Origin of the sequence: Serratia sp. CY43202, from assembly GCF_052168755.1 — a bacterium.
Lineage (GTDB): Bacteria > Pseudomonadota > Gammaproteobacteria > Enterobacterales > Enterobacteriaceae > Serratia > Serratia bockelmannii.
On the sequence record NZ_JBJNMB010000005.1, the window covers coordinates 373,415 to 398,594 of the forward strand.

Consider the following 25,180-nt stretch of genomic DNA (forward strand, 5'->3'; position numbering starts at 1 on the left):
TGCAGGCGGGCACAGCTCAGGGTGGCGTAGGCAAGAAATACATCCGGCGCGTTTCCTGTCGGTTAATCGGAACGGCCAGTATGGTTAAATGTGATCCAAATCTCAATCAAAAACCGGTCGCCCGCGCTGCATTCGCCCCGGCCAAGCAAGTCTGATCGAGATAAACGCCCATTACGTGTATAATAGCGGCATTATTTTGCCCTTTATGCAGTTGGTTAAATCTAACCGACTGATAGTTAAGATATTTAAGGTGATTACAACATGGGATTCAAATGCGGTATCGTCGGCCTGCCTAACGTAGGCAAATCCACCCTGTTCAACGCGTTGACCAAAGCGGGCATTGAAGCAGCCAACTTCCCGTTCTGCACCATTGAACCGAACACCGGTGTGGTGCCGATGCCCGATCCGCGTCTGGATAAGCTGGCCGAGATCGTCAAGCCGCAGCGCATTCTGCCGACCACCATGGAATTCGTCGACATCGCCGGCCTGGTGAAAGGCGCGTCCAAGGGGGAAGGCCTGGGCAACCAGTTCCTGACCAACATCCGCGAAACCGAAGCCATCGGCCACGTGGTGCGCTGCTTCGAGAACGACAACATCATTCACGTCAACAACAAGGTCGATCCGGCCGAAGACATCGACGTGATCAACACCGAACTGGCGCTGTCTGACCTGGACACCTGCGAGCGCGCCATCCACCGCGTGCAGAAGAAAGCCAAAGGCGGCGACAAAGACGCCAAAGCCGAGCTGGCGGCGCTGGAGAAATGTCTGCCGCACCTGGAAAACGCCGGCATGCTGCGCGCACTGGATCTGACCGATGAAGACAAGGCGGCGATCAAATACCTGAGCTTCCTGACCCTGAAGCCGACCATGTACATCGCCAACGTCAACGAAGACGGCTTTGAGAACAACCCGTACCTGGACACCGTGCGTAAAATCGCCGACGCCGAAGGCTCCGTGGTGGTTGCCGTGTGCGCCGCCGTGGAATCCGACATCGCCGAGCTGGAAGACGAAGATCGCGACGAGTTCATGGCCGAACTGGGTCTGGAAGAGCCGGGCCTGAACCGCGTGATCCGCGCCGGTTATGAACTGCTGAACCTGCAGACCTACTTCACCGCCGGCGTGAAAGAAGTGCGCGCCTGGACCATCCCGGTCGGCGCAACCGCCCCGCAGGCGGCCGGCAAGATCCACACCGACTTCGAGAAAGGCTTTATCCGCGCGCAAACCATCGCCTTTGACGACTTCATCACCTACAAGGGTGAGCAAGGCGCCAAAGAAGCCGGCAAAATGCGCTCCGAAGGTAAAGACTACATCGTCAAAGACGGCGACGTAATGAACTTCTTGTTCAACGTCTAATTCCTTCCCCGCAGCGTTTTTCTCCGCTGCCGGAAACGGAAAAATCCACGCTTCGGCGTGGATTTTTTCATTCGTCGAAATCTATGCATCTACTTGGTTTCCGTACCATCACTGCTGCCTTTGAGAGTAATGATATGAATGCCTTCCATACATAGTTACCTATCAACCAAGTGTATTTCCTTATTTACAAATCCATGGTGATTCTTCCAATAAGAATAACTCACAATTTTCTCAAATAGAATAAAATCATGTTTAGCATAAATCATTTTTAACTATTAATTATATATCCCGAGTGATTTTCATTCCCACCAATAAGCGTTCAGTATAAAATCACCGATGGTGAATAACACCTATCACACTATTGGGAGGAATCATGAAGAATAGTAACTATCAAAACATAAAAAAAGAAATACAAGGTTATGCCAAGGATATGAATGACTGGTGGGGAAACTTGCAAAAAGATTCCGTGGCAGAGTGGACGTTTCTCACGACCTTGGGTTGTTGGGGGGTACCTAACCACCTTTTCCAAATAATTTCATTTATACTCGCAATTCTCTTTTTCTCCGTAAAGCTATTGAAAATTAAAAACAAAAATCCATTTTCAAAAACAGAGATTCTAATTACCAAAAAAATCAATGAGGCAGATCTTGACGAGAATGAAAAAGAGGCACTTTTCTGCAAGTTAAACAAAGTGAAAAAATTTCGGCACTATCAGAGCACTTTATTCATCTTAAAAAGGAATTGGCGCTTTATAATTAGCTATACTTTCCTAATGATGTCTTTCCTATCTATAACCATAATGTGAATAAAATCATAACCACGGAATGACACCTCCTCTAGACTGGTCACCTGAACTTCCAGACACTTCGACCCACCTTAAATTAGTGACTAGCCTTAAAACCAGTCATTAGGTTGGTAGATAAGCATGATGAAAAAGTTTCTCGGGCCAGAGCGCCGCAGGCGCCGTTCTCCACAGGAAAAAATTGCCATTGTTCAGAAAATACTTCAGCCTGGCATAACAATCTCCCATGTCGCACGGCTTCATGGTGTGAATGCCAACAGAAAACAGCGCCATGAAGGCCGGTTCTCGCTGCACCACCTCTCCCCCGTCGTTGGCAATGCGTCATGTGCAGCTACCGCCAAGGAGGCTCTTCTCTTCAAGAGCCCGTCTTCTGTTGCCGGCGGCCAAACATTATTCAAATGTTCCACGTACCAGCACATCACCATCGGCCAACATCAGCCGACCATTAGCCCACAGCGCCTCGGGATGTAAGTCATCACTTAGCAACAGCAGATCGGCATCGTTGCCCACAGCGATTTCCCCTTTGTGGGGGAGTTTCAGCCGCTGCGCCACATTTCCGGCAATCATCGGCCAGCATTGTTCCAGCGGCAGCGTAGCATTGAGATCCCGAACTTCATTGAGCAAGCTATCAAAACCGGCCACGGTCAGACCGCAAACATTACCCTCTGCATCAAAGGCCGGAATGCTGCCATTTCCATCGGAACTTAGCGTCAACTGGGCCGATGAAATCCCTGCCTCCAGCGCCTCCAGCACCGCCTCACTGGGTTTTACCGCACCGCGAGCGCCCAGATGTGGGCTGATACCGGCGGTGAGATCGAGATTGATACCGTGCAACCTTGCTAACTGCATGGCGTGCCGCCAAAGAGGACGCTGACGGTTGACGTGAGTCGGCAGGAAGTGGATCAATGGCACGTCATATTGCTCACGAATGGCATCCAGTGGGTCAAGCGCACTGGCAGCGTTTCCCAGATGCAAAACAACCAGACCGGGTTTCTGCGTCAACAACGCTGCGGCTCGAGCCTGAGTCGCCAGGCGAATCAGTTCCTCAATGCTCGGTTGTGAAGAACGGTGATCGGATATGGCTGTTTTCACGCCCAGTACGGGCTCGATAAACGTAATGTCATCCCTGACAGAACCGGTGATCGTGACGGTCGGCACCTCATAGGAGCCCGTTAGCATCCAGGCGGAAATGCCTTCGTTGCGCAACCCCATGACTTTGGCGAACAGGGATTGCACATGGCGGGTAACACCATCAGTACCGAGCAATCCCATTACGCTGGTGATGCCGCTTTGCAGCAACTGGGAAAGTTGAACCTCCGGCGTTCGCGTATGAAATCCCGCTTCGCCACCGCCACCCGTCAGATGAACGTGTTGATCAATGATTCCGGGTGCCAGTATGCGCCCGCGGGCGTCAAACAACTCACAGGGAAATAATGACGGCGGAGACAAATCTTCAGCCATCGCCAGAACTTTGCCCATGCCGATGAGCAGGTTCTGCTTAACGATCCCTTGCGGAATAATCACTCGCGCATTACGGATCAATGTAAAGTTCATGGCATCCACCCTTGCTCCAACAGCACGCAGGTTTCGTCCAGACCGGCGGCCCAAATCTGCGCCATTTCTTCGTCGCTACGTTGGTAGTCGCCGCCATAATTGCCATCGCCGATGTAAACCTTGACGGCAGCGGCAGGCAGTTGCGCCAATTTTGCCACGTTGAGTGCAGGCTTCTCTTCCCGCGGCATGTCAACATTGGGCAGACGCGTCCAAGGGAAATTTTCCATCCAGGAAGCATGCGAGGCATTGGCGGAAAAGTGCTTCACCAACCCCATAACTTTGGGAGAGGCCCACCAGTTGTGCAACTGTACGCGAGCCTCGGGATGCCGGTTGAGCCAATTGTGGATCTGAACCTGGACAGGCGAGTTACCGCCATGCCCATTGACCAGGAATAAACGGCGGAAACCGCTGCGATACAGGCTGCTCAAGACATCATCCAGAAGCGAGTTGTAAGTCTGCGGCTGCAGATTGATGGTGCCTGGAAACTCGGTAAAGTAAGGTGCCATACCAAAAGGAAGGCCGGGATAAACCGGAATACCTTGTTTTTCACCCGCTTCTTCCGCCAATCGGGAGGCCAGCAGGTGGTCGGTGCACAGGCTAAGATAAGCGTGCTGTTCAGTACTGCCGAGGGAGAGGATCACGCGATCGTCGCGGGTCAAGTAATCCTGCAGTTGAAACCAGTTCATCTCGCTGATTTTCATTGTTATCTCCTTAAGGTTCCTGGTGTTGGCAATAGTGATGCCAGGCGGGACGTAGCGTCTCGCGCAGATAGCGTGGCTCCGGCGTATGCCGATACTCAAAGGCTTCGCTCGTCGCCGGTAGCATGGGCTGCAAATGGCTATGGCAACCGGTGCTGTAGATGAGGGTGCGATGGCTGGCCAGCGAAGCAGCCAACCCTTCGTCCTCCAGCGCGATAACGTCTATTTTTCCCAGGTGTGGCGCAAAATTCTTCACACCTTCCAGCATGGCGGGCAAAAAAGTTTGATAGCGTGACACCAGCAATACGCCGGTATCGGCGGAAAGCTGTGCCAATCTGGTACGAGTTTCCTCTGATGGAATGAGATATGGCGCGAATATCGGGGTCGATTCCGCGACCCGGAGCCTCAACCGCGGGATGCAATGCGGGATGGTCAACCAGAATTGATAGCTGTCCAATTGCTCTTGCGCCAAATCAGCAAACTCCCGAAATGTATAGGTATCGATCGTTTGTCGGTGACCCAGAACCTCCTGAATGCTCTCAATGTAGCTGAGGTTGATACGGTTGGAGTTGCCGACCAACGCCATCTTCAATACCTGTGGAGAGATATCCGGAGACGCAGTCTGATTCAACGCTCCGATAAAGAACGATTCCGACAAACCGATGTTGGCTGCATCTTGCAACAGCTGTTTAAAGCGCAGTTGAAGCTGCGCTACCTGGTCTTGATGAGGCGTCTCCTGGCGATTTCGCACAACATAAGTGCCTTTGCCGGCAATGGTTTCAATCAGCCCCATACCTTTCAGGGTTTGATAGGCATTGCTGACTGTCAGTTGCGCAACGCCCAGCTGTTTGCTGAGCGCGCGTACCGAGGGCAAAGCGATGTCATCGCGAAAAGTGCCCGCCATGATGCCATATTCAATGGCGCCGACGATCTGCGTTTGCAGGGAAATCGGCAGGTTTTTGTCGATATTGATAAGACACGCCTCTTTTCAATTTATTAATGTTCAGAGTGACCCCTATGCCGCCGGGCACGTCTGACGCACAACGCTTGCAGGTCTTCAAAATGACGTTTTAGCGTCGCGTCACTGGCCGGGCAAGTGAACAGGCTGACCACCACCATCACCACCATGGTGAAACTCCAGCAGATAATCAACGGATCAAAACCAAAGGACCAGTCAGGCAGCCACAGTTTCATCGCCACATAGGCCAGTTCGCCCAAAATCACCGCACTGATGGCGCCGGCTACCGTGGCGCGTTTCCAGTACATGCCGAGGATCACCGGGGCAACCCAGATACCCAGGCCACCAAAAGCGAAGCGTATCAACGCAAAGATCCCGGCAGGTTTCATAATACCGATGATGATGGCGGCGATGCCCAACAAAACGGTCATCAGGCGCGACAACGTCAGAATCTGTTGGGACGAGGCCTGTGGACGTAGCATATTCTGGTAGATATCACGCGTTATGCCACCCGTGGCGACCACCAACAAGGCGGAAATCGTGGACATGCCGGCAGAGACAATCCCGGTTATCAGTAGCGAGGCGATCCAGGGCGACAAATTCTGCTGCAGGATCACGGGAACGATAAAGTCGGTTTCCTGCCCACTCAAACCACTGATGAAAGTCGCAGCGTTAACCCCCGACCATTCAATCATCGTCGCCGAAAACAGCATGCCCAATGTACCGAGGATGACCGCTTTAAACATCGTGCGATAGCTGTTCATGGTAAAGAACTTGGTGAATAGCGTTGGCTGGCCGATAGTAAAGAAACTCCACATCACGATCATCGAGACATAGGTCTGCCAAGGGAAGTCCCCCTTTGCGCCGGGGTGCGTCAAATGGCTCGGCATCTCCGTCGCCAGCTTTCCGGTAATGGCCTCCATTCCGCCGCCGGCATGGACGGAAACGATGAAGGTAACGACAGCAGTGGCGACCATCAGCCCGCCTTGCAAGACGTCTGTCATCATCGCGCCGGTCATGCCGCCTATCATGCAATAGAGCACCACCACCACTCCCATGACTACTACACCGATCCATTCCGGTAGCCCGGTGAAGGTGTTGAGAATGACGCCGGCCCCAACGGTCTGAGCGCCCATCATGGCTATAAGGAAAATGACCATCATAACCGCGTGAACGCCACGGATGGCATTAGACTCATAGCGATCGGACAGGTAGTCGCTCATGGTCATCAGATTATATCTGCGCCCCATCAGCATTAATTTGCGGCCGACAAACAGCGCCGGGATTAGCATGGAGAAAGCCAGTCCGGGCACAGACACACTCATACCGGCGAATCCGGTACTGTAGGTCATGGCTGGCACTCCCATAAAGGTACTCATGCTGTATTGGCTGGCAAAGTAGGCGAAACCACCAACAACTGCACCGGCTTTCCCTCCCATAACCAAAAAGTCACTGAGCGATTTGGTGGCACGGGCGGCATACCAGCCAATGCCGCCGAGCAGCAGCAAGAACAAGCTCAAAGTCGTATAGAAGGATACCGGTTCAGGCTGTAACAGCGTAGTGAGATTGCTCATGCGTTGTCCTCCTCAATATCGCCCTGGTACTCCGGGCGTTGCAAGCATTGCCAGGCAAAGAGAACAATCAAGGCAATAACTGTTACACCATGTATTAACCAGCCAAATATAAACACCGGAACACCTAACCAACCAGGTTGGTAATCGGTGTTGTAGAAGAATGGGAAAGGCATCATTATCAACAGATACATAAACATGAAGACATAAAACCATTTTCTTTCAAAACAGTTACTTGTTACGTCCATCACTCCCCCTTGGTACCGTTTATTATTATTTATCTCAGCAGTACACCAACAGATTATTTGTCGTTGCACTTACTGTTATTATTTAATATAACAGCATGAACAAAATAACAACAATTTTCTTACAAATATAAAAGCTGCAGGAGGGAGTATGGAAAGGCTGCCTTTCAAGTCACGGGTAGAGTTATTGAATACAACACTCGGCAAATCGGAAGATGCGTGTGCACAGCGCTGGTTGGCTGGCCAGGACATCTACGCGCCAGGTGAAGCGGTACAAGTCCTGCATCGACAGATTACCGAGCTCTGGCAATGCGGACAGGAAGGTGTGGCGAGTTTTATGGGAGGGCGCGCGGCCTTCTACGCGGTAGTGCGTACCCTGGGGCTTCAACCCGGTGATCAGGTCCTGATCCCAGCGTTTACTTGCCAATGCGTAACCAATGCGCTGACCTACAACGGTGTGGAAGCCAGATTTGTCGATATTGAAACCGAAACCTTTGGCATGGATGCGGAAGCATTAGCGAAATCCATTACTCCCCGCACGCGCGCAGTGATGATCCAGTACAGTTTTGGCTTGGTTTGCCGCGATCTGGAATCTCTGTTGTCGCTGGCGAGCCGCCACGGGCTGTGGATTATCGAGGATTGCGCCCACGCTACCGGAGCCAGCTACCGCGGTCAGTTGCTGGGAACGTTGGGCGACATTGCTTTTTTCAGCAGCGAGCGTTCGAAGATCGTCAACACCATTCACGGTGGGTGGGTTATCACTCGTGATCCTGCTTTGAAAACTCGCTTGCAGCAGGTGTACGCGCAGACAGCTGATGCCGATCCACTATTCATACGAGCGTTGCTGCGCACTTTGCGACACGCCGTACTGGCCAATCAACAAGGAAAGGCGACGGCGGATGCGTCGTGGCCTCAGGAACAGCGGATACCACAGATGCAGCAGACCGAACTCAGCGGTTTGTTTAGCCCACAGTATCACTGGCGAATGGCCGAACCGGTCGCGGAACTCCTGACACTGCAACTTAATCAGTTACCAGAGCTATTACTGCGGCGCCGCCGTGGTGCGGAATTCTGGCGACGCTGGGCGCTAAAACAGGGATATCCTCCTGCACTGACCCTGGTGGGAGCAGAAAACAGTTGGCTGAGGTTCCCCTTAATGCTCTCAGCGGAGCAAAAGCAACAAAAGGCAGCACTGGAACAAGCGCTGAACGTCGACGTCGGCGTATGGTTTACCACACCAATGCATCCTCAACCTTTGCTGCTGCCAGATTGCCCTACGGGTATGCTGGCTGCCGCCGGCTGTATCAATTTGCCCACCTGGTTACCCGAGTAAGGGCTGATACGATACCTCAATATGAAAATAAGCGCCTTGGCATGCCAACCCACTGCCTGACAAAATATCAGCCCCCCTCCCACACCGAAGGCCGGTTCTCGCTGCACCACTTCTCGCCTGCCGCCGTCCCCGGCGCCGGCGGTTTTAATCCGTCAATCGTCCACAGCGAGAACGGCGTTTCGTCGACGTGCAGTTCCCAGCGCAACCCGCGGGCGGCGATGTAGGGATGCAGGATGCGGGTGCAGGCCGCCAGGAATTGCTGCTGCTCTGCGTCGTTGTCCATGGCGCGCGCGATATGGTCGATGGTCACCCGCACGAAATCATCGACCGGTTCGCCGCCGAGATAGGCCGAACCTGGCGGCAGCGCGTGGAAGAACACGTTGACGTAGAAGCGCGGCAAAAAATTCTGGTACAGGGCGGTGACCTTCTGCGCAATCGCGCGTTTATCGGCGGCGCTGAAGGCCGGCTCAGGGTGGTAAATCTGCCACAGTGGCATAACGTTTTCTCCTCGGTGAAGGCGCGGGTTTCGGGCCGGCGTTCAGGCCATCAGCCGCTGTTAATGACAAACTCCAATAATAAGAGTAATAACTCCAATTATTGAAGTTATCAAGCCGAGGCGATAAAATTATCCGCATTCGGGCGTCAAACGGAGGTAAGGCAACGTGAAAGCAAAAGGGTTTGAAGGCATGACGTGCTCGGTGGCGCACGTGCTGTCGGCATTGGGCGATCGCTGGGGTGCGATCCTCATGCGCGATCTGCTGCTGGGGCTCTCGCGCTATGACGATTTGCGCCAGTCGACCGGTATCACCAACAATACGCTGACCGATCGGCTCAAGGCCCTGGAAAGCCATGGCCTTATCGAAAAGCGGCAATACCAGACGCGCCCCGATCGTTACGAGTATCTGCCGACGGAGAAGGGAAAAGATCTCGGGCTGCTGGTGATGGCGATGATTCAGATTGGCGATAAATGGAATCTGTCCGAGCTGGCCGGGCCGCCGCTGCGCGTGGTTGACCGCGTGACCGGCCACCCCGCCACCCTGCGCGTAGTGGATGGCGTGACCGGCGAATCGTTGCCGCCGCAAAACCTGGCGCTGGCGGCCGGGCCCGGCGCCGATGAGAGCACGCGATGGCGGCTGGCCGTCGGCAAAACCCGCTAACGGTGCGCTACAACAGCGCTATCATCTTCAGTAGTTCGACCCGATTGCGGATGCCGAACTTTTTGCCGGCATTGTTGAGGTGCGAATAAACGGTTTTCGGGTGCAGGTTAAGCCGCCGAGCGGTCAGGCGGATATCTTCGGTGCGGGCGGTTTCACACAGCACCGCCGCTTCGCCAGGCGTGATCGCCGCCGCCCGCTGCCGGTTCACCACGTGCCGTTCGCTCGTCTCCTGGTGGGCCAGCGTTGCGCAGGTCTCTCGCACCACCTGTAGCGCTTCCCGTTTGTGCAAAATCGCATCCGGCTGCGCCGCCGCGATAAATGCCAGGATCAGCGGCGAAGTCTTATCGACGAAGAACAATATCCGGACATTTTTATATTCAGCGCGGCAAAGGTGAATAAACGTCAAATAGGCTTCGAACCGATAAATTTCATGGGGAAAATCCATGATAATTAAACCAGGCGCCGGGCTTATATTTTTAATAATATTAATATTGGGAGAGGATAAGGTTATCACCCCACCGCCTAATAATGTTTTCATGCCCAACCGGCACAGCGGTGAACCGTCGATATAAATCACTCTCACTTTAATTCTCCTTATCAGCATGGACGCATGCTTCCACACCTCAGGCGGCTTGTCGCTGCTCTTTTTTGGGGTAATTCGCCTGCAAAGCACACCGATATAAAACATCTTGATAACATGTCTTTCAAATAATCAGGCAACCGTCAGCACGTTGATTAATACGCAAAAAAGGCATGAATGTTTCAAATTATTTCAATCACAAAAACTGGTAATCCAATAAAATCGCAACGCAATGATATAGATCTATTTTCTATTTTGTATGATATAAGCGCAAATGAAAAAAAATGTAACAGCAGGCTTTCTCGTCTTATTGCCTTATTCAAAACACCTATAGGGAAAATTCTTAGTTTGTTAGGATGAAAATCCATGCTTGCCGAGGCGTTTAAAAAACAATTGCGCAACATGATTAACCCACAACCGCACGTCAGTAATTTATTACTGTCAGGAAAGCTTTTCTCTAAAATAAATTAAAGGGCATTTCACATGAATGTTAAATTAGTCGCATTATCCATGCTGGCTCTCTCCGGCACCTGTGCGGCCGCTTCGTCCAATACGGTGCAATTTAAAGGCGAAGTCAGCACGCAAACCTGCTCGGTAAATATTAACGGCAACCAATCCAACCCGGTCGTTCTGCTGCCGACCGTCGCCGCCAGCAAGCTCGCCGCCAAAGGCGCCACCGCCGGCGACACCACGTTTACCGTCAACGTGACCGGCTGTGCGGCCGCAACCAGCGATACGGCGATCAAAACCGTGCTGGCGGGCAATAATCCGACCACAAACGGCAACCTGGGCAACGCGGGCGATGCGGCCAAAGTGTCCATTCAACTGCTGGACAGCGACGCCACCACGCCGCTGTCGTTCGCCAGCGGTTCGACCGTCACTACCTCTGCGATGACGCTGGCGAAAGACGCCACCTCCACCTCGCAGAACCTGGTGGCCCGCTACTACGCGGAAGACACCGGCGTGGCGGCCGGTTCGGTGATCGCCACCGCACAGTTCGCCATTAGCTACAAATAAGCCGGCGTCAGGCGCCATACCTGTTGATGCCAGCGCCGTTCCTTAGCGAACGGCGCTGTATGACTCGCTCCCTTTATCGGTTCACGTTTATGCCGCAGATAACCCGCTCCGCCCGCCGATGGGCCGCCCTGTCGCTTTGCCTGATAAGTTTTGCCGCTACCCACGCGTCGGCCAGCGTGACGCTGCTCGGCAACCGCGTGATCTACCCCGCCGAGGCACGGGAAAAAACGTTGCAGTTCACCAACGACGACGGCACCCCGGCGCTGATGCAAATCTGGCTCGACATCAATAACCCCAAATCCACGCCGGAAAACGCCGATGCGCCCTTTGTCGCCTCGCCGCAAATCTTCCGCATGAATCCGCACAGCGGGCAGATGGTGCGGCTGTCGTTCGTCGGCCAGCCGCTGCCGCGCGATCGCGAATCGCTGTTCTACCTCAACTTCCTGCAGGTGCCCGCGGTGCGCCAGACGGACAGCGACAAAAACAAACTGCTGCTGGTGGTCACCAATCGGCTGAAGGTGTTCTATCGCCCCGCCGGGCTGGCCGGTGACGCCAACCACGTTATCGATCGGCTCAGCCTGCGCCAGGCCGGCAACGCGCTGCACGTCGACAACCCGACCGGCTACTACGCCAACGTCAGCCAGGCCGCGATCCTCAGCGGCGCGAAACGCACCGTGATCCCGCAGGCGGATCTGATCCCGCCGTTTTCGCAGGCCAGCTGGCCGGTGAACGGGGAGGTGCGGCAGGTCGCACTGCGCGTCATCAATGACTATGGGGTGGAAATCACACGCACCCTGAGCGTCGCGCGCTGACACCAGACAGGGAGGTTTTCATGTTCGATGCTCGCAAAGCGACGCCGCTGCCCGCACGCTGGTGTTGCGCGCTGCTGGCGCTGCCGCTGGGCTGCGCCGCCGCCGACGGCTATACCTTCGATCCCACGCTGCTGCGCGGCAGCGTGCTGAGCAACAGCGCCCTGAGCCAGTTCAACCAACAGGACGCCGTCGCCCCCGGCAGCTATCAGATCGATCTGTATCTCAACGGCCAGTTTCTCGAGCGCGATCAAATTCGCTTCGTGCGCGAAGGCAAGCAGGTGTTGCCCTGTTTCGATCGGCCGCAGCTGACGCGCTTCGGGCTGAAAAATCCGCCGGCGGCCGCCGAAGCAGAATGCCTGCTGCCTGGGCGGGATCTGAAGGACATCGCGGTGAGCGCGGACATTTCGCGGCTGCGGCTGGATCTCAGCATTCCGCAGGCGCTGTTGAACGGCCAGCCGCGCGGCAGCGTCAATCCCGCCAGCCTGGACAGCGGCGAATCGATGGCCTTCGTCAATTACAACCTCAACCAGTACCACGTCAGCTACCGACAGGGGCAAACCCGCGATCTCGACTCGACCTACGCCAACCTGAACGGCGGGTTCAACCTCGGGCTATGGCGCTACCGCCAGCAGTCCAGCTACCGCTACGATCGGGAGTTCGGCGGCCACCTGGACACCAGCCGCCGCTACGTGCAGCGCGCGATCTTGCCCTGGCGCAGCGAAATGCTGTTGGGCGAAGGGTTTACCGACGGGCACTTCTTCTCCGGCCTGGGCTTTCGCGGCATTCAGCTCAGTTCGGACGACCGCATGCTGCCGGATTCACAGCGCGGCTATGCGCCGGTGGTGCGCGGCGTGGCAAAAAGCAATGCGCGCGTGACGGTGCTGCAGGGCAAAAGCACGCTGTATGAAACCACCGTCGCGCCGGGGCCGTTCGCCATCAACGATCTGTACGCCACCAACTACGCCGGCGATCTCACCGTGGTGGTGACGGAAGCCGACGGCAGCGTCAGCACCTTCACCGTGCCGTTCGCCGCGGTGCCGGAATCCATCCGCCCCGGCCAGTCGCGCTACTCCGCGATCGTCGGCCGTTCCCGCTACGTCGGCGACAACGATCTGTTCAGCGAAGTGACCTGGCAGCACGGCCTGACCAACGCCCTGACCTTCAACCTCGGCAACCAGCTGGCGGACGGCTACCAGGCGATGATGCTGGGCGGCGTGTACAGCAGCTGGCTGGGCGCCTTCGGCATGGATACCACCTATTCCCACGCCAGCCTGCCGGACGGCGGCGCCTCCGGCTGGATGCTGCACCTCTCTTACAGCCGAACCTTCAGCCCGACGGACACCACCTTATCCATCGCCGGCTACCGCTACTCTACCGAAGGCTTTCGCGATCTCAGCGACGTGCTCGGCGTACGGCGCGCCGCCACTACCGGCCAAAACTGGCAGTCCGACTCCTACCGCCAGCGTTCGCGTTTCGAGGTCGCCGTCAATCAGGGGATGGGGGCATTCGGCAGCCTGACGATGTCCGGCTCGACTCAGGACTACCGCGATCAGCGCGGCCGCGATAATCAGCTCCAGTTGGGTTGGGGGAAAACCTTCGGCAACGGCGTGGCGCTTAACCTCTCCGTCACCCGCACCCGCAGCTTGGGCTACAGCAACGGCGACTACCGCGGCTACGGGCCGCTGGACAACGTCTACAGTGCGCCGCTGGCGCAGAACACGCAGACCGTCACCGCCCTGTCGCTGAGCTTCCCGCTCGGACGTTCATCATCCGCCCCCAGCGTCTCGCTGTTGGCCAACCACAGCCAGGGTCAGGGCGGCAACTATCAGGCTGCGCTGTCGGGCAGCGTCGGCGACGAGCAGCCGGTCAGCTACGGCCTGAACTTCACCACCGACGACGATCGCCAACAAAGCATCTGGGGCGGCAACCTGCAAACCCGCCTGCCTTACGCCAACGTCACCGGCTCGTTCTCCACCGCGCGCCTGTACCGACAAGGCTCACTGTCGCTGCAGGGCGCCGTGGTGGCGCACCGCGGCGGCGTGACATTAGGGCCGTATGTCGGCGATACCTTCGCCCTGATCGATGCGCCCGGCGCCAGCGGCGCACGGGTGATGGACGGCCAGGGCGCGCGCGTCGATCGCTTCGGCTACGCCCTGGCGCCGTCGCTGGTGCCCTATCACTACAACACCGTCGCGCTGAACCCCGAGGGCATGAACGACAAAGCGGAACTGGAAGACGGCCAGCGCCGCGTCGCCCCGTACGCTGGCGCCACGGTGCGCCTGCACTTCAACACCGTGCGCGGCCAGGCGCTGCTGATCACCGCGCAGCGGCCCGATAACGCACCGATCCCGATGGGCGCCAACGTCCTTGACGCGGCAGGCAACAGCGTGGGCATGGTCGGCCAGGCCAATCAGGTGTATCTGCGCAGCGACCGGAATGCCGGTGTGCTGACGCTGAACTGGGGCGACGCGCCCAGCCAACAGTGCATGCTGCATTACCGCTTGCCCGCCGGGGAAGACGGACCGATTCAGCGGCTCAGCGCCCCATGTCGCTAGCCCATTAAACGTATTCTCAGGAGAGACGATGAAACGTATTGCTTACCCGATCGCCGCCCTGGCGCTGCTTGCTCTGTCGCTGTTCGGCGCGCCCGCCGCGCTGGCCCAATGCACCCGAGTCGCCCCCTGGATCGATTCCGGTTGCGATCCCTGCGGGGTGGGCACGGCGCTGGGCCGGGTCAATCTGACCAGCACTTACCTGCAGCCCGTCGGTACGCCGCTCGGCACCAGCGTGTTCGATCTTACGTCCGGCACGCGCTATCCCGATCCCAACAAGGTGTTGTATGAATGCGACGCTAGCGATGCGGGGCAGATCTATGAAGTCTTCGCTACCAACGGCGACGATCGCGTCGGCGGCTATTACGATCTGGGGACCCAGGACGGCAACCCCAACTACTACGCCACCTATTTCCCCTACGTCGGCATCCGCCTGACCCACCTGGATTCCGGCAAGGTTTTTACCCGCTACTGGCAGTCGGCGCCGATTACCCGCTACGCCACCGTCGGCAGCAAAATTCAGATCCGGGTGAAAGACTTCAGCGCCATCCGTGCCGACTTGATCCGCATCAGTTCGCTGCCGGGTGCGGGCGCCAGCAACTACTGTGGCTACAGCGCCGGCAACCCGCTAGTGGGCATGGCCTCGACCACCGGCAATTCGAACTATACCTGCACGCAGCCGAACGGCTATGTCACCTTTCAGGGGCCCGGCATCGCCTCGGATCCTATCGGCAGCGACTCCGCCACCAACTACGCCACCTGGGGCACCGGGCGCTGGAACGCGATGGGCATGGGCACCGCACCGATCTCCTCCTTGACCTATACCGCCACCTGCGTGGCGCGCAACGTCACGCCGCTGGTGATCCTGCCTACCCTCTCCGTCAGCCAGTTGACCGCCGGACAAACCTCACAGGCGCAGTTCACCATCAATATCGAATGTGACAACGCCGCCGTCTCCGGCGTCAGCAGCAACAATACCGCCCTCGGCCTGCAGGTGCCGTATGAAAGCTATGTCGCGGCGCAGCAACTCGGGCTGGTCAGTGCCAACGGCGGCGTGAGCTACCTGCTCTCCAGCGGCTACGGCACCGACAGCAGCGTCGCCACCGGCGTGGGTATCGCGCTCGCCAACGCCGGCAACGGCGCGCCGATGAACTTCGTCGGCTGGGCGCGCTGCAGCGCCGGGCAATGCCCGCAGGGCAACGACGCCGGCTGGTACCCGGTGCTCAACGGCGCCAGCGGCGGCGGCAGCACCGCGGCGGGATTCACCCACTACACCACTCAACTCACCGCCACGCTCGCCCGGCTGCCCGGGCAAACTGTCACCGCCGGCAAAGTGGACGCCAGGGCCTACGTCTGGGTTAAGGTGCAATAATGATGAGAAAGAAATATCTGACGATGGGATGCGCTCTGCTGCTGGCGCTGACGGCCATGGGCGCGCAGGCGGGCATCATCGCCTCGGCCACCCGGGTGATCTTCCGCGAGGGAGACACGGAAAAAACCCTGATGTTGCTCAACACCAACGGCTATCCGATCGTAGCGCAAACCTGGGTCGATAACGGCGATGTCAACGCCGCACCCGAACTGTCCCGTGCGCCGTTTGTCACCCTGCCCAGCGTATTCGCCCTGCCGCCTTCCGCGCTGAAAGGGCTGCGGATCCTGTTTACCGGCGCGAGCCTGCCCACCGACAGGGAGTCGGTGTTCTGGCTTAACCTGTATGAGATCCCGCCCAGCCGGCCGATCACGCCGCCGCAGGCGTCGCGCGTGACGATGGCGATGAACACGCAGATGAAAATCTTCTACCGCCCCAAAGCGCTGAAGGGTAACGCCGACAACGCGGCCGAGGCCGCTTCGTTCACGCTGCAAAAATCACCGCGTGGCTATCTGCTGCGCTGTCACAACCGGTCGGCGTTTTATCTCTCCTTCGCTCGCATCGCCGTGCAAACCGACAGGCGCGATGCCCCGGTGCGGCAAGAAAGCGACATGATGACCGCGCCATTCAGCACGCGGGATTATCACCTCGACGGCGTTGCGGCGTCGGGGCTCCCCTCTCAGATCACCGTTCAGGCCACCCTCATCAACGACCAAGGCCAACAGATCGTCAAGTCATACACAGCAAACCCATAACGATAAAAAGCAGCACATTTTTTTTAAGTACAGGAAATAGGGAAAATGAGTCTAAGCAGATTCCAGCTACAGTTTCACCTGGAGAAACAGGCCAACATCATCAGGCAGACACCGGCGTTTCACGCCGCCATCGTCAAACACGGGGAGTTATTAAAAGAGACCTACAAGAAACATCCGCTGTTTTATAAAATCATCTTCAGGAACAGCCGGTTCATCATTTGCTCCACTATCCTGTCCATTTATTACCACCAGCCCGCCGCCGGGCTGAAAGACATCAAAGCCTTTTTTAAAGGGAAGAATGTGATCAGCGAGAACTCCCTGGACTCCTTTCTGTTTTTTTTGCGGGTCGGCCGTAGACTGGAGGTCAAACCCTGCGAACATGACAAACGCCAGCTGCGCTATAAACCTACGCCGCACGCGCTGGCGGAAACCCAGGCGCTGATCGCCTCCATGGCGCGGCCCTATCAGGCGCTGGCGCCACAGATGCCCATCGCGACGCTGCTGGCGGCGCCCGACTTTCTGCCCACCTTTTTCGCCGCCTACGGGCAGCTGATGCTCAAGGAGATCTACCTGATCGATCTGGTGCCGCAATCCGGACTGTTTATCAGCAAGGACGCCGGCCACATGGTGCTGCTGATGCTGCATATCGAAAGCATCCGGCAGGACTCCCCTTTTCTGCTGCTCTCCTCGGCCAAAATCGCCAAGTCCTGCTCCGTCTCACGCGCGCACGTGAATCGCATTCTGCAGGCGGCGGAAAAATCCGGCCTGCTGACCACCACCAATAACGTGGTGATCGAACTCAACAGCTCGTTCTTTATCATGGCGGAGCGCTACTTCAGCCTCTATTTCGCGATGGTCGAATGCGGGCTTGAATGGGTTTGGCAAAACTGGCAAGAAGGCCAGACAGCAAAACCGTAAGTTGACGCCAAGACTAAATCGTCACATGCCAAGAGGTGAAATACTCACAAGACAGGCAATACAGTGTAAAAATCATCCTATAGAGAAATAGCGGTTCTACCTTATAAGAACCGCTATAAAGCCTCAATATGCTCTTATTCTCAAAGCATCGGCAGTTTCAATCCAAACCTTTTCGCGGCAGCAACGGCTTGCTCATAGCCAGCATCGGCATGGCGCATCACGCCGGAACCGCAGTCGTTGACCAACACCCGAGCAAGCCGCCGGTCAGCCTCCTCACTGCCATCGCACACGATCACCATTCCCGAATGCTGCGAATATCCCATCCCCACACCGCCACCATGATGCAAACTCACCCAGGTAGCGCCGCCCGCAGTATTGAGCAATGCATTCAGCAACGGCCAATCGGAAACGGCATCGGTTCCATCCTTCATGCTTTCGGTTTCACGATTGGGGCTGGCGACGGAGCCAGTATCCAGATGATCTCGGCCGATAACAACCGGCGCGCTAAGCTCCCCTCTACGCACCATCTCGTTGAAAGCCAGGCCTGCCAGATGACGCTCGCCCAACCCCAACCAACAGATACGCGCCGGCAATCCCTGGAAAGCAATGCGCTCACGCGCCATATCCAGCCAACGATGGATATGCTGGTTTTCAGGAAACAGCGCTTTAACCTTGGCGTCCGTTTTGTAGATATCTTCCGGATCGCCAGATAACGCCACCCAGCGAAACGGCCCTTTGCCCTCGCAAAACAGGGGGCGAATATAAGCCGGTACGAAGCCAGGAAAATCGAAAGCATTTTCCACGCCCATATCGCGTGCGACCTGGCGAATATTGTTACCGTAATCAACAGCCGGCACACCCATGTCAACGAAATCAAGCATTGCCTGCACATGAATGGCGCAGCTAGCGGCTGCGGCGTCAGCCAACCTGGCATGCTGCCCCGGATCGCGTTGCGCTGCTTTCCACTGCGCCACGCTCCATCCCACCGGCAAATAACCGTGGATCAGGTCGTGCGCAGACGTCTGATCGGTAACCAGATCGGGTCGGATACCGCCTGCATGCGCACGTTTGACCAGTTCAGGTAACACCTCTGCGGCATTGCCTAGCAGGCCTATAGAAACCGCCTGTCCGGCCGCCGTGTGCTCCTTGATCAAGGCGATAGCTTCATCCAGATCTTTTGCCTGTTTATCGAGATAGCGCGTACGCAAACGAAAATCCAGGCTACTCTGCTGACACTCTATATTCAACGAAACCGCGCCGGCCAATGTCGCTGCTAACGGTTGCGCCCCGCCCATCCCCCCCAGCCCGGCGGTGAGGATCCAGCGTCCGGTCAGATCCCCGCCATAGTGCTGGCGGCCCGCTTCGGCAAACGTTTCAAACGTACCCTGCACAATGCCCTGGCTACCGATGTAGATCCAACTACCGGCAGTCATTTGCCCGTACATGAACAATCCCTTGCGATCAAGCTCGCTGAAGTGTTCCCAATTGGCCCACTGTGGAACCAAATTAGAATTGGCGATTAACACTCGGGGAGCATCAGTATGGGTGCGGAATACTCCAACCGGCTTTCCGGATTGAACCAACAGAGTTTCGTCTTCATTGAGCTCTTTAAGTGAGGCCAAAATCTGATCGTAACATTGCCAATTGCGCGCAGCGCGACCGATACCGCCATACACAACCAGCCCTTGCGGGTTTTCGGCGACGTCGGGATCCAGATTATTTTGAATCATGCGATAGGCCGCCTCGGTCAGCCAATTTTTGCAGGTCAATTCGTTGCCCCTAGGGGCACAAATATTCCGGGTGGAATCGAAACGAGGATCGAGAGTATTCGTCATGGTTTGTCTCCTTCAACATGACAGACATCATGGTTCGCCAGCCTGGTCAGGCAGGCTACAGAAAGGCGTACCGCTCACATTAAAACGCCCGTTGAAAACGCCGCCGAGAGCTAAAAGGAACCGTACAATCAACGACGCATTTATTGACGAGCCCATTCGCATCACTCCCGCCATAAAGCGGCAATTGCGAGGGGTCAAGGGAAGTGCCGGGCAGCAAAGCGCTGACGTGAATATCGTGTTCAAGTCGGGCGCGCGTACTCATAGCCCAGAGGACATCACGCTCCGAATAAGGGTCAACATCCTCATCCACCAGTAACACATTTTTGAGTGATGGCACCTCGCCGAGCAATCTCTTAGCTGCGTCGATAACGCGCAGGTCATCACCGCAAGCGCGTTTAGCGACTTGCAATACGGTAAACAAGTGACCGCCGCCGGAAGGCAGAGCCGCGACGCGACAAAACAGCCTCTCAAGTCCCTCTGTTTTTAGTCGGGCGAGCAGCGAACACTCTTGGCCTAAACCAAGTAAAATGGATTGCTCCACACCAGGACCCGACAGCGTCTGATATATCGCCCCGGCGCGGTGACTTAACGCCTGAACCTCCAGTGTTGTGGCCATACCACATGGCGAGCGATAACCCAGATACTCAGGTAAGGTAAAACCGGCCACCTCCGCTGTCTCCGGTTCTTTTTCCGCACCCAACATCCCTTCTATAACGATCTCGGCATGGTCGATATATCGCCCCGTATTGGCGTAACATGGCGCAACCTCCACCGCATTGCTGCGCAGAGCCCCCGCAACGCCTAACTCGTCGCTACCGTAAGAAAGACAAGGCCGAGTCAATACCGAAGCCAGATAAATGGCAGGATCAAGCCCGATATTGACGGAAATAGGCAGTTGCTCTCCGCGCGCCAGATGTGTCGAAAGCATACGTTGCAAGTGACCACGAGAGTCAATCGCCACCACTACCGAATCCTCTTTGAAGGTAATTCGGTGGTAAGAACAATTCGCGGCTCCGGTTCGATTATCGCGTGCATAGATCAACCCCAACGTCACCGTCGGCCCAGGATCATCTTGCAGATAACGTAGGATCGGCAACAAAGCCAGGATTTCAGCAGGCTTACGCACGTTGTGAAAGTTGCGTTCCTCCCCGCCCAGTAATCTGGGCGCTATCGGCCTACTCGCCGCCTGCAGCAACAACTGAGCATTTGATATGTCTGCGGAATAACGTCCGAAGGGATCCAAAAACAACCTACAACGGCGACGATTGCCAAACATCCCCATCAAAACGGGAAACTCGCCCCGTGTTGGTCGTCGATAAAGCCGTAACGGTTGCTCATCGGCAAACCAGGAACCGCCAGGCTGGCGATAGGCATCGAGAAAATCTTCAATCATCTCCACCTCGGGAGAAATCGATCTCTCCACCGGGGTAATCTCATCCCCTGCTTGCCGCAACAACGCCAAGGCAGAGCGCAAGTCATTAGGCAATAGCATTTGACTCCTCCCTCATCCCATCCGGGAAGTACAGCGAGAAGCCAAGACGATCCCCAACGCAGACAGCAGCGCCGCCATGCCGGCCAACGCAATAGACAACGTGTAACTCTGATACAGGTCATACAGCCAACCGGCGGCGCTACCCCCGCCAACGGCGGCGATCCCCACGGCGATATACAATGCCCCCAGAATGGCGCCCAGATTGGCGGTGCCGAACCATGTACTGGCCACTGCCGGGTACAGCGCAATACAGCCGCCGTTGGCCGCGCCGAACAGCAGCGCGAAAATCGCCAGCGCGGTAAAGCTGTGCGCGACACTCCAAAAACCGCATAACAGGGCCAAACTCAACGTGACGATAACCAAAAAACGCCGCGCGCCCATACGGTCGCCTATCCGCCCCAAAACCAGACGGCCGCCGATATTGCCCACGCCGATCAAACCGATGAGCAGATTGGCCTGCGTTGCATTTAGCCCCTGTTGTTGTGCATAAGGATTAATATGAACCAACGCCAGGAACAGTCCGATAGAGCCGAAAAATATCGCGATAAAAAACCACCAAAACTGAGCCTGTCTCGCCGCTTCTCGCAACGTAACGCTACCGTTAAACGCGGAACCCGGTATTGATGCCACCTCTACGGGACGAAGCCCATCGGGATATTCTCCCACGTCCTCTGGCCTGCCTCGCAAGACGAAGGCGGCAGATAATCCCAGCGCAGCGATAGCGACGGCGTAAACTTGTAGGGTGCTTTGCCAGGACAAATGCTGCATCAACCCACCAGCCACCATCGGCCCCACCAGCGTTCCCAAACCGGTGCCAGCCAGCGCTAAGCCGGAAGCCGAACTTCGATGAACGACGAACCAGCGTTGAATGGTTGAAACCGCCGGCACGTAAACCAACCCGACTCCCCCGCCAACCAACAGGCAAAACGTGAACAAAAACGCCGTCAGTGTCGACGCCAGCAGGCTACTGCCCAAAAAGCCTAGGGAAAGCAGTAAAATACCGATGCCGGTTACCGTCCTTACTGAAGTACGATCGCTCCAGGCACCGGAAAATACGCCGACGACGTAGTAAATTAACGCCGTCAACGAGAATATTGAGGCGGTAGAGAAACGCCCCGCGTCAAAATTCGCCTGTAATGCAGTAAAAAATGCGCCAAATGAATAGGCCGCACCGAAAATAACCGCCAGCAAAAGATGAACGGCGCCTACCATGTACCAACCGCGGAATTTCCTTTCCTTGATCATCACAGCCTCCTTTTTATTTAATAATTGACGCCGACAACGACCGAATGCTCGCCGCTCACATCCACTTCAATAAGCGATTGCACCGAGATCCCCGTCGCCTCGAACACGCGCCTGGCTCCACCATAATTGCGTTTTTCCACCACGCATAAGATGCCTGATACATCAGCCCCTGCTTTCCGCACTGCACAAACCAACCCCACCAATGTTCCGCCAGTGCTGATGAGATCGTCCACGATATAAACGTTATCGCCGGGCTCCACGCCGTTCAAAAAGAGGCTGCCGCCGGTATATTCGCAATCGAAATCAACCTGAACCTGTCCTTCAAGACCGGATGGGTACCAGCGGGCAATGCCGTATGGCAGGCCTGAAAGCAGCGAAACGGCAGCCAATAAACCGCCTCCTTTGTCTTCTTCCCCCACCAACTTGGTACCAGGTGGAAATTGCGCCGCATAACAGACTCGCCTGGCTGCTTCACGCAAGAGTTCAGCCGGGGTTGCCGGGATCTGTTCCGTCAGAGCATTCAGCAGAAATCGCCGCCCTTGAATCTCCACCAAAGGCTGCCGATCAAAAGACGCCTTGAGGATGTCCTCTTGCCCACTCTCAGCCGGCACCTGCACGCGAAGGCGATCGGCATCGGCGACAGCGTCAAAAAAGGTTTGGAGTCGCACAGGGTCCTTACGGCGCGCGGACCGGGAGACGCCAGAACAGACATCAATGGCCGTGGGGAAGCAGTGCTGAATCAGATGGCTGACATTGCCGGTATGCAGTCCGCCCGCAACAATTACCGGCCGCACAAATGTTTTGTTTTTCAATAAAGCCCAGTCGAATGGCTTTCCAGAACCGCCGCTTATCCCCTCAACCTGCGTGTCCAATAGATATGCACTGACTTGATAACCGTTTATCCTCTCCAGCGCCAAAGTGCTGTCGAGATGGAAACTCTTAATGACCGGAACATCAAATGCCTGGCAATACTCATTCGTTTCGTCACCTTGAAGCTGAATCGCTGCCAGGCCGCAATAACATATAATGTTTTGCACCCATTCCCTGGGTTCATTGACAAACACGCCGACCACCTGAGTAAAAGGCGGCAATCGTTCAATGATCGAACGGGCTTCGTCGGGCGAAACCTGACGTGGACTTTGTGAAAAAATGAACCCCAATGCATTGGCCCCCGCGTTTAATGCCGCCAGAGCATCCTCAAGGTGCGTGATGCCGCAGACTTTCACTCTCGTTCTCATTCATCGTCTCCTTGAATCGTTTAAGAACCTGATACGCCCGCCCGTTATCCAATACTTGCCGCACGAGTTTCGCCGCCTCGCCAAAGGAGCGCGTCTTGCCGGCCAACACCAGCGCCGTCGCGGCGCTCACTATAGTCGCGTTGCGATAGGCCCCCCGCTCGCCGTTAAGCACTGCCAGGCAGATTTTCGCGTTACGCTCCGCAGACCCCCCTCGCAACGCCCGTAATTCACAGGCAGGGACCTCAAAATCATCCGGCCGCACGGAAAACCGACCTATACAGCCATCACTTACACACAGGACCTGGGTTTCTCCCAAGCAACTGACTTCATCCAAATCTCCGGCACCATGTACGATAAAAGCCGTCACCTCGCCCAACCTCACCAGCGCCTCAGCCATGGGATACAAAAGCGAAGCATGCGCAACGCCTATCAGTTGGTGCGTCACGTTAGCAGGATGAACCAACGACCCACTCAGATTAAACAGGCTACGAACACCCAAAGCGCGCCGTACAGCAGTCAGCCGTTCAGGAAACGCATACCAAGACGAAGTAGAGAGAAACGCGAAGTTGCTCGTTGCCAACGATCGCCGCAGCCATGCTTCATCACCCTTGCGCGAAACATCAATGCCCAACGCCGACATCATGTCGCTGCTGCCGCTGACGCTGGTCACGCGACTATTGCCATGCTTGATCACTGGCACACCGGCCGCGGCCACAACCAAGGCTGCCGTGGTGGAAATATTGAAGGTCCCGCTCCGGTCTCCTCCAGTACCACCGATATTCAACGTAAGCGGCAAACCGCTTACCAATGGCCGGCAACGTGCCGCTATTGCGTCAACCGCACCGGCTATCTCGTCAGCGGACTCGCCCTTTTGTGCCATAGCGACGAGCAACGCGCCGATCTGCATATCATCCAATTGCTGTCCCAGCATGGCCTGGACCAGATCTCGGGTCTGTTCCCGGCTCAAGCTAAGCCGTTTTTCAACCAAGATTTGCAAGACGTTTCTGAATCTCTCTTCCAGCGGTTTTATCGACAGCGTTGCGCTCATGTCTCCTCCAATCCCGCCCGCAAGAGATTCATAACCTCAGTCAAACTCTGAATACGGCCAAATACATAACCGATGTTCTCAAGCGCCGCCTCATGTCGCACATGACGCGTCCCCGCGACGCACTCGCGCGGCACGATGACGCGATAATCTAATTGCATGGCGTCCTGAGCAGTTGCACGCACACAAACATCCGTGGCGACACCGGTCAGAACGACGGTATCTACTCCCATCCCGCGCAGCAAAAGATCCAGATCAGTGGCGAAGAACGCACTGTAACGGCGTTTGATTAATACCTGATCGCCAACCTGTGGGGACAAGTCTGCGATGATCTCAACGCCACGGCTTCCCTCGAGGCAATGAAGTATCTCGCCGTAGTCAAGCTCCCGGCCGAAGTCCACACGGTTGGCACGGTGACTTTCCTGGGTATAGATCACCGGGATGCCCGCGCCGCGCGCAAAGCTCAACAAAACTTGAAGCGACGCGATAATCGCCCTCCCTCCTTCGCAAGGAACAGGACCACCTTCATCCAGAAAGTCGTATTGCATGTCGATCACCAAAACGGCGAATCGACGTGTCCGATTGGGGGGCAGAGTTGTTTTTTGACGTTGCATCTTTCTCTCCATGAATGACCGCACGGTGCCGATATTC

23 protein-coding genes and 1 pseudogene are annotated in these 25,180 nt (G+C 56.2%); 11 read left to right on the forward strand and 13 right to left on the reverse strand.

Annotated features, from left to right (window positions below):
* Positions 1 to 261 precede the first annotated feature (261 nt).
* The 3 genes and pseudogenes from ychF to ACJ8J5_RS13205 all read left to right on the forward strand — a co-directional run.
* Positions 262 to 1,353 (forward strand): redox-regulated ATPase YchF, encoded by a 1,092-nt coding sequence (gene ychF / locus ACJ8J5_RS13195; RefSeq protein ID WP_414104691.1) that lies wholly within the window; start codon positions 262 to 264, stop codon positions 1,351 to 1,353.
* Between the two features lie 373 nt (positions 1,354 to 1,726).
* On the forward strand, positions 1,727 to 2,158 hold the full coding sequence (locus ACJ8J5_RS13200; protein ID WP_141997823.1) for a hypothetical protein: 432 nt from the start codon (positions 1,727 to 1,729) through the stop codon (positions 2,156 to 2,158).
* A 120-nt stretch (positions 2,159 to 2,278) separates the two neighbouring features.
* A pseudogene (locus ACJ8J5_RS13205) lies at positions 2,279 to 2,434 on the forward strand (transposase); the annotation flags it as partial.
* Positions 2,435 to 2,545: 111 nt separating this feature from the next.
* On the opposite strand, the gene iadA reads toward ACJ8J5_RS13205, so the two are convergent.
* Genes iadA through ACJ8J5_RS13230 form a run of 5 tightly spaced genes read right to left on the reverse strand, consistent with a single transcriptional unit; the run spans position 2,546 to position 7,184 of the window.
* Positions 2,546 to 3,709, reverse strand: a complete 1,164-nt coding sequence (gene iadA / locus ACJ8J5_RS13210) for a beta-aspartyl-peptidase (protein ID WP_404758340.1) — start codon at positions 3,707 to 3,709, stop codon at positions 2,546 to 2,548.
* Positions 3,706 to 4,410, reverse strand: a complete 705-nt coding sequence (locus ACJ8J5_RS13215) for a creatininase family protein (RefSeq protein ID WP_414104693.1) — start codon at positions 4,408 to 4,410, stop codon at positions 3,706 to 3,708. Before ACJ8J5_RS13215 ends, iadA begins: the two co-directional genes overlap by 4 nt.
* Before the next feature lie 10 nt (positions 4,411 to 4,420).
* Complete coding sequence (locus tag ACJ8J5_RS13220) at positions 4,421 to 5,380, reverse strand: GntR family transcriptional regulator (protein ID WP_049295418.1); 960 nt, start codon at positions 5,378 to 5,380, stop codon at positions 4,421 to 4,423.
* A gap of 23 nt (positions 5,381 to 5,403) precedes the next feature.
* The gene (locus tag ACJ8J5_RS13225) at positions 5,404 to 6,939 is read right to left on the reverse strand and encodes a sodium:solute symporter family protein (protein ID WP_342094705.1); all 1,536 of its coding nucleotides are present in this window, start codon (positions 6,937 to 6,939) and stop codon (positions 5,404 to 5,406) included.
* The gene (locus ACJ8J5_RS13230; protein WP_049295416.1) at positions 6,936 to 7,184 is read right to left on the reverse strand and encodes a hypothetical protein; all 249 of its coding nucleotides are present in this window, start codon (positions 7,182 to 7,184) and stop codon (positions 6,936 to 6,938) included. The genes ACJ8J5_RS13225 and ACJ8J5_RS13230 overlap by 4 nt, the downstream gene beginning before the upstream one ends.
* A 148-nt stretch (positions 7,185 to 7,332) precedes the next feature.
* On the opposite strand from ACJ8J5_RS13230, the gene ACJ8J5_RS13235 reads away from it, so the two are divergent.
* Positions 7,333 to 8,514, forward strand: coding sequence for an aminotransferase class I/II-fold pyridoxal phosphate-dependent enzyme (locus ACJ8J5_RS13235; RefSeq protein ID WP_141997813.1), 1,182 nt, complete (start codon positions 7,333 to 7,335; stop codon positions 8,512 to 8,514).
* A gap of 67 nt (positions 8,515 to 8,581) precedes the next feature.
* On the opposite strand, the gene ACJ8J5_RS13240 is transcribed toward ACJ8J5_RS13235, so the two are convergent.
* Positions 8,582 to 9,010: a tautomerase family protein gene (locus tag ACJ8J5_RS13240; protein WP_414104694.1), complete on the reverse strand. Its 429-nt coding sequence runs from the start codon at positions 9,008 to 9,010 to the stop codon at positions 8,582 to 8,584.
* Between the two features lie 166 nt (positions 9,011 to 9,176).
* On the opposite strand from ACJ8J5_RS13240, the gene ACJ8J5_RS13245 reads away from it, so the two are divergent.
* Positions 9,177 to 9,671, forward strand: coding sequence for a winged helix-turn-helix transcriptional regulator (locus tag ACJ8J5_RS13245; RefSeq protein WP_197811068.1), 495 nt, complete (start codon positions 9,177 to 9,179; stop codon positions 9,669 to 9,671).
* Between the two features lie 7 nt (positions 9,672 to 9,678).
* Here ACJ8J5_RS13245 and ACJ8J5_RS13250 read toward each other — a convergent pair whose 3' ends face one another.
* The gene (locus ACJ8J5_RS13250) at positions 9,679 to 10,359 is read right to left on the reverse strand and encodes a helix-turn-helix domain-containing protein (RefSeq protein ID WP_238476097.1); all 681 of its coding nucleotides are present in this window, start codon (positions 10,357 to 10,359) and stop codon (positions 9,679 to 9,681) included.
* Between the two features lie 375 nt (positions 10,360 to 10,734).
* Here ACJ8J5_RS13250 and ACJ8J5_RS13255 point away from each other — a divergent pair, with 375 nt between their 5' ends.
* The 6 genes from ACJ8J5_RS13255 (at position 10,735) to ACJ8J5_RS13280 (ending at position 17,674) form a co-directional block, all read left to right on the forward strand.
* Entirely contained in the window at positions 10,735 to 11,268 is a 534-nt protein-coding gene (locus tag ACJ8J5_RS13255) for a fimbrial protein (RefSeq protein ID WP_049209198.1), read from the forward strand.
* Positions 11,269 to 11,357: 89 nt separating this feature from the next.
* On the forward strand, positions 11,358 to 12,080 hold the full coding sequence (locus ACJ8J5_RS13260; RefSeq protein WP_049209199.1) for a fimbrial biogenesis chaperone: 723 nt from the start codon (positions 11,358 to 11,360) through the stop codon (positions 12,078 to 12,080).
* Positions 12,081 to 12,100: 20 nt separating this feature from the next.
* Entirely contained in the window at positions 12,101 to 14,635 is a 2,535-nt protein-coding gene (locus ACJ8J5_RS13265) for a fimbria/pilus outer membrane usher protein (protein ID WP_334273768.1), read from the forward strand.
* A gap of 28 nt (positions 14,636 to 14,663) precedes the next feature.
* Complete coding sequence (locus ACJ8J5_RS13270) at positions 14,664 to 16,004, forward strand: fimbrial protein (protein ID WP_197811070.1); 1,341 nt, start codon at positions 14,664 to 14,666, stop codon at positions 16,002 to 16,004.
* Complete coding sequence (locus tag ACJ8J5_RS13275) at positions 16,004 to 16,756, forward strand: fimbrial biogenesis chaperone (RefSeq protein WP_414104695.1); 753 nt, start codon at positions 16,004 to 16,006, stop codon at positions 16,754 to 16,756. Before ACJ8J5_RS13270 ends, ACJ8J5_RS13275 begins: the two co-directional genes overlap by 1 nt.
* Before the next feature lie 45 nt (positions 16,757 to 16,801).
* Positions 16,802 to 17,674, forward strand: coding sequence for a hypothetical protein (locus ACJ8J5_RS13280; protein WP_197811072.1), 873 nt, complete (start codon positions 16,802 to 16,804; stop codon positions 17,672 to 17,674).
* A 140-nt stretch (positions 17,675 to 17,814) separates the two neighbouring features.
* Here ACJ8J5_RS13280 and hutU read toward each other — a convergent pair whose 3' ends face one another.
* From hutU to ACJ8J5_RS13310, 6 genes are all read right to left on the reverse strand, one after another.
* Positions 17,815 to 19,509: a urocanate hydratase gene (hutU, locus tag ACJ8J5_RS13285; protein ID WP_147823380.1), complete on the reverse strand. Its 1,695-nt coding sequence runs from the start codon at positions 19,507 to 19,509 to the stop codon at positions 17,815 to 17,817.
* Between the two features lie 79 nt (positions 19,510 to 19,588).
* Entirely contained in the window at positions 19,589 to 21,001 is a 1,413-nt protein-coding gene (locus ACJ8J5_RS13290) for a UbiD family decarboxylase (protein WP_147823379.1), read from the reverse strand.
* Between the two features lie 12 nt (positions 21,002 to 21,013).
* On the reverse strand, positions 21,014 to 22,246 hold the full coding sequence (locus ACJ8J5_RS13295; RefSeq protein WP_049204159.1) for an MFS transporter: 1,233 nt from the start codon (positions 22,244 to 22,246) through the stop codon (positions 21,014 to 21,016).
* 17 nt (positions 22,247 to 22,263) lie between these two features.
* The gene (locus ACJ8J5_RS13300; RefSeq protein WP_060432891.1) at positions 22,264 to 23,484 is read right to left on the reverse strand and encodes a hypothetical protein; all 1,221 of its coding nucleotides are present in this window, start codon (positions 23,482 to 23,484) and stop codon (positions 22,264 to 22,266) included.
* Positions 23,444 to 24,532 (reverse strand): anthranilate phosphoribosyltransferase, encoded by a 1,089-nt coding sequence (gene trpD / locus ACJ8J5_RS13305; RefSeq protein WP_414104696.1) that lies wholly within the window; start codon positions 24,530 to 24,532, stop codon positions 23,444 to 23,446. Before trpD ends, ACJ8J5_RS13300 begins: the two co-directional genes overlap by 41 nt.
* Complete coding sequence (locus tag ACJ8J5_RS13310) at positions 24,529 to 25,143, reverse strand: cysteine hydrolase family protein (RefSeq protein ID WP_049209209.1); 615 nt, start codon at positions 25,141 to 25,143, stop codon at positions 24,529 to 24,531. The genes trpD and ACJ8J5_RS13310 overlap by 4 nt, the downstream gene beginning before the upstream one ends.
* Positions 25,144 to 25,180: the final 37 nt, after the last annotated feature.

What these genes read in the sequence shown, in the direction of transcription:
- ychF (WP_414104691.1), top strand. Translation starts at nt 262, where the DNA reads ATGGGATTCAAATGCGGTATCGTCGGCCTGCCTAACGTAGGCAAATCC.
- ACJ8J5_RS13200 (WP_141997823.1), top strand. Translation starts at nt 1,727, where the DNA reads ATGAAGAATAGTAACTATCAAAACATAAAAAAAGAAATACAAGGTTAT.
- iadA (WP_404758340.1), bottom strand. Translation starts at nt 3,709, where the DNA reads ATGAACTTTACATTGATCCGTAATGCGCGAGTGATTATTCCGCAAGGG.
- ACJ8J5_RS13215 (WP_414104693.1), bottom strand. Translation starts at nt 4,410, where the DNA reads ATGAAAATCAGCGAGATGAACTGGTTTCAACTGCAGGATTACTTGACC.
- ACJ8J5_RS13225 (WP_342094705.1), bottom strand. Translation starts at nt 6,939, where the DNA reads ATGAGCAATCTCACTACGCTGTTACAGCCTGAACCGGTATCCTTCTAT.
- ACJ8J5_RS13230 (WP_049295416.1), bottom strand. Translation starts at nt 7,184, where the DNA reads ATGGACGTAACAAGTAACTGTTTTGAAAGAAAATGGTTTTATGTCTTC.
- ACJ8J5_RS13235 (WP_141997813.1), top strand. Translation starts at nt 7,333, where the DNA reads ATGGAAAGGCTGCCTTTCAAGTCACGGGTAGAGTTATTGAATACAACA.
- ACJ8J5_RS13240 (WP_414104694.1), bottom strand. Translation starts at nt 9,010, where the DNA reads ATGCCACTGTGGCAGATTTACCACCCTGAGCCGGCCTTCAGCGCCGCC.
- ACJ8J5_RS13250 (WP_238476097.1), bottom strand. Translation starts at nt 10,359, where the DNA reads ATGTTTTATATCGGTGTGCTTTGCAGGCGAATTACCCCAAAAAAGAGC.
- ACJ8J5_RS13255 (WP_049209198.1), top strand. Translation starts at nt 10,735, where the DNA reads ATGAATGTTAAATTAGTCGCATTATCCATGCTGGCTCTCTCCGGCACC.
- ACJ8J5_RS13260 (WP_049209199.1), top strand. Translation starts at nt 11,358, where the DNA reads ATGCCGCAGATAACCCGCTCCGCCCGCCGATGGGCCGCCCTGTCGCTT.
- ACJ8J5_RS13265 (WP_334273768.1), top strand. Translation starts at nt 12,101, where the DNA reads ATGTTCGATGCTCGCAAAGCGACGCCGCTGCCCGCACGCTGGTGTTGC.
- ACJ8J5_RS13270 (WP_197811070.1), top strand. Translation starts at nt 14,664, where the DNA reads ATGAAACGTATTGCTTACCCGATCGCCGCCCTGGCGCTGCTTGCTCTG.
- ACJ8J5_RS13275 (WP_414104695.1), top strand. Translation starts at nt 16,004, where the DNA reads ATGATGAGAAAGAAATATCTGACGATGGGATGCGCTCTGCTGCTGGCG.
- ACJ8J5_RS13280 (WP_197811072.1), top strand. Translation starts at nt 16,802, where the DNA reads ATGAGTCTAAGCAGATTCCAGCTACAGTTTCACCTGGAGAAACAGGCC.
- hutU (WP_147823380.1), bottom strand. Translation starts at nt 19,509, where the DNA reads ATGACGAATACTCTCGATCCTCGTTTCGATTCCACCCGGAATATTTGT.
- ACJ8J5_RS13290 (WP_147823379.1), bottom strand. Translation starts at nt 21,001, where the DNA reads ATGCTATTGCCTAATGACTTGCGCTCTGCCTTGGCGTTGTTGCGGCAA.
- ACJ8J5_RS13295 (WP_049204159.1), bottom strand. Translation starts at nt 22,246, where the DNA reads ATGATCAAGGAAAGGAAATTCCGCGGTTGGTACATGGTAGGCGCCGTT.
- ACJ8J5_RS13300 (WP_060432891.1), bottom strand. Translation starts at nt 23,484, where the DNA reads ATGAGAACGAGAGTGAAAGTCTGCGGCATCACGCACCTTGAGGATGCT.
- trpD (WP_414104696.1), bottom strand. Translation starts at nt 24,532, where the DNA reads ATGAGCGCAACGCTGTCGATAAAACCGCTGGAAGAGAGATTCAGAAAC.
- ACJ8J5_RS13310 (WP_049209209.1), bottom strand. Translation starts at nt 25,143, where the DNA reads ATGCAACGTCAAAAAACAACTCTGCCCCCCAATCGGACACGTCGATTC.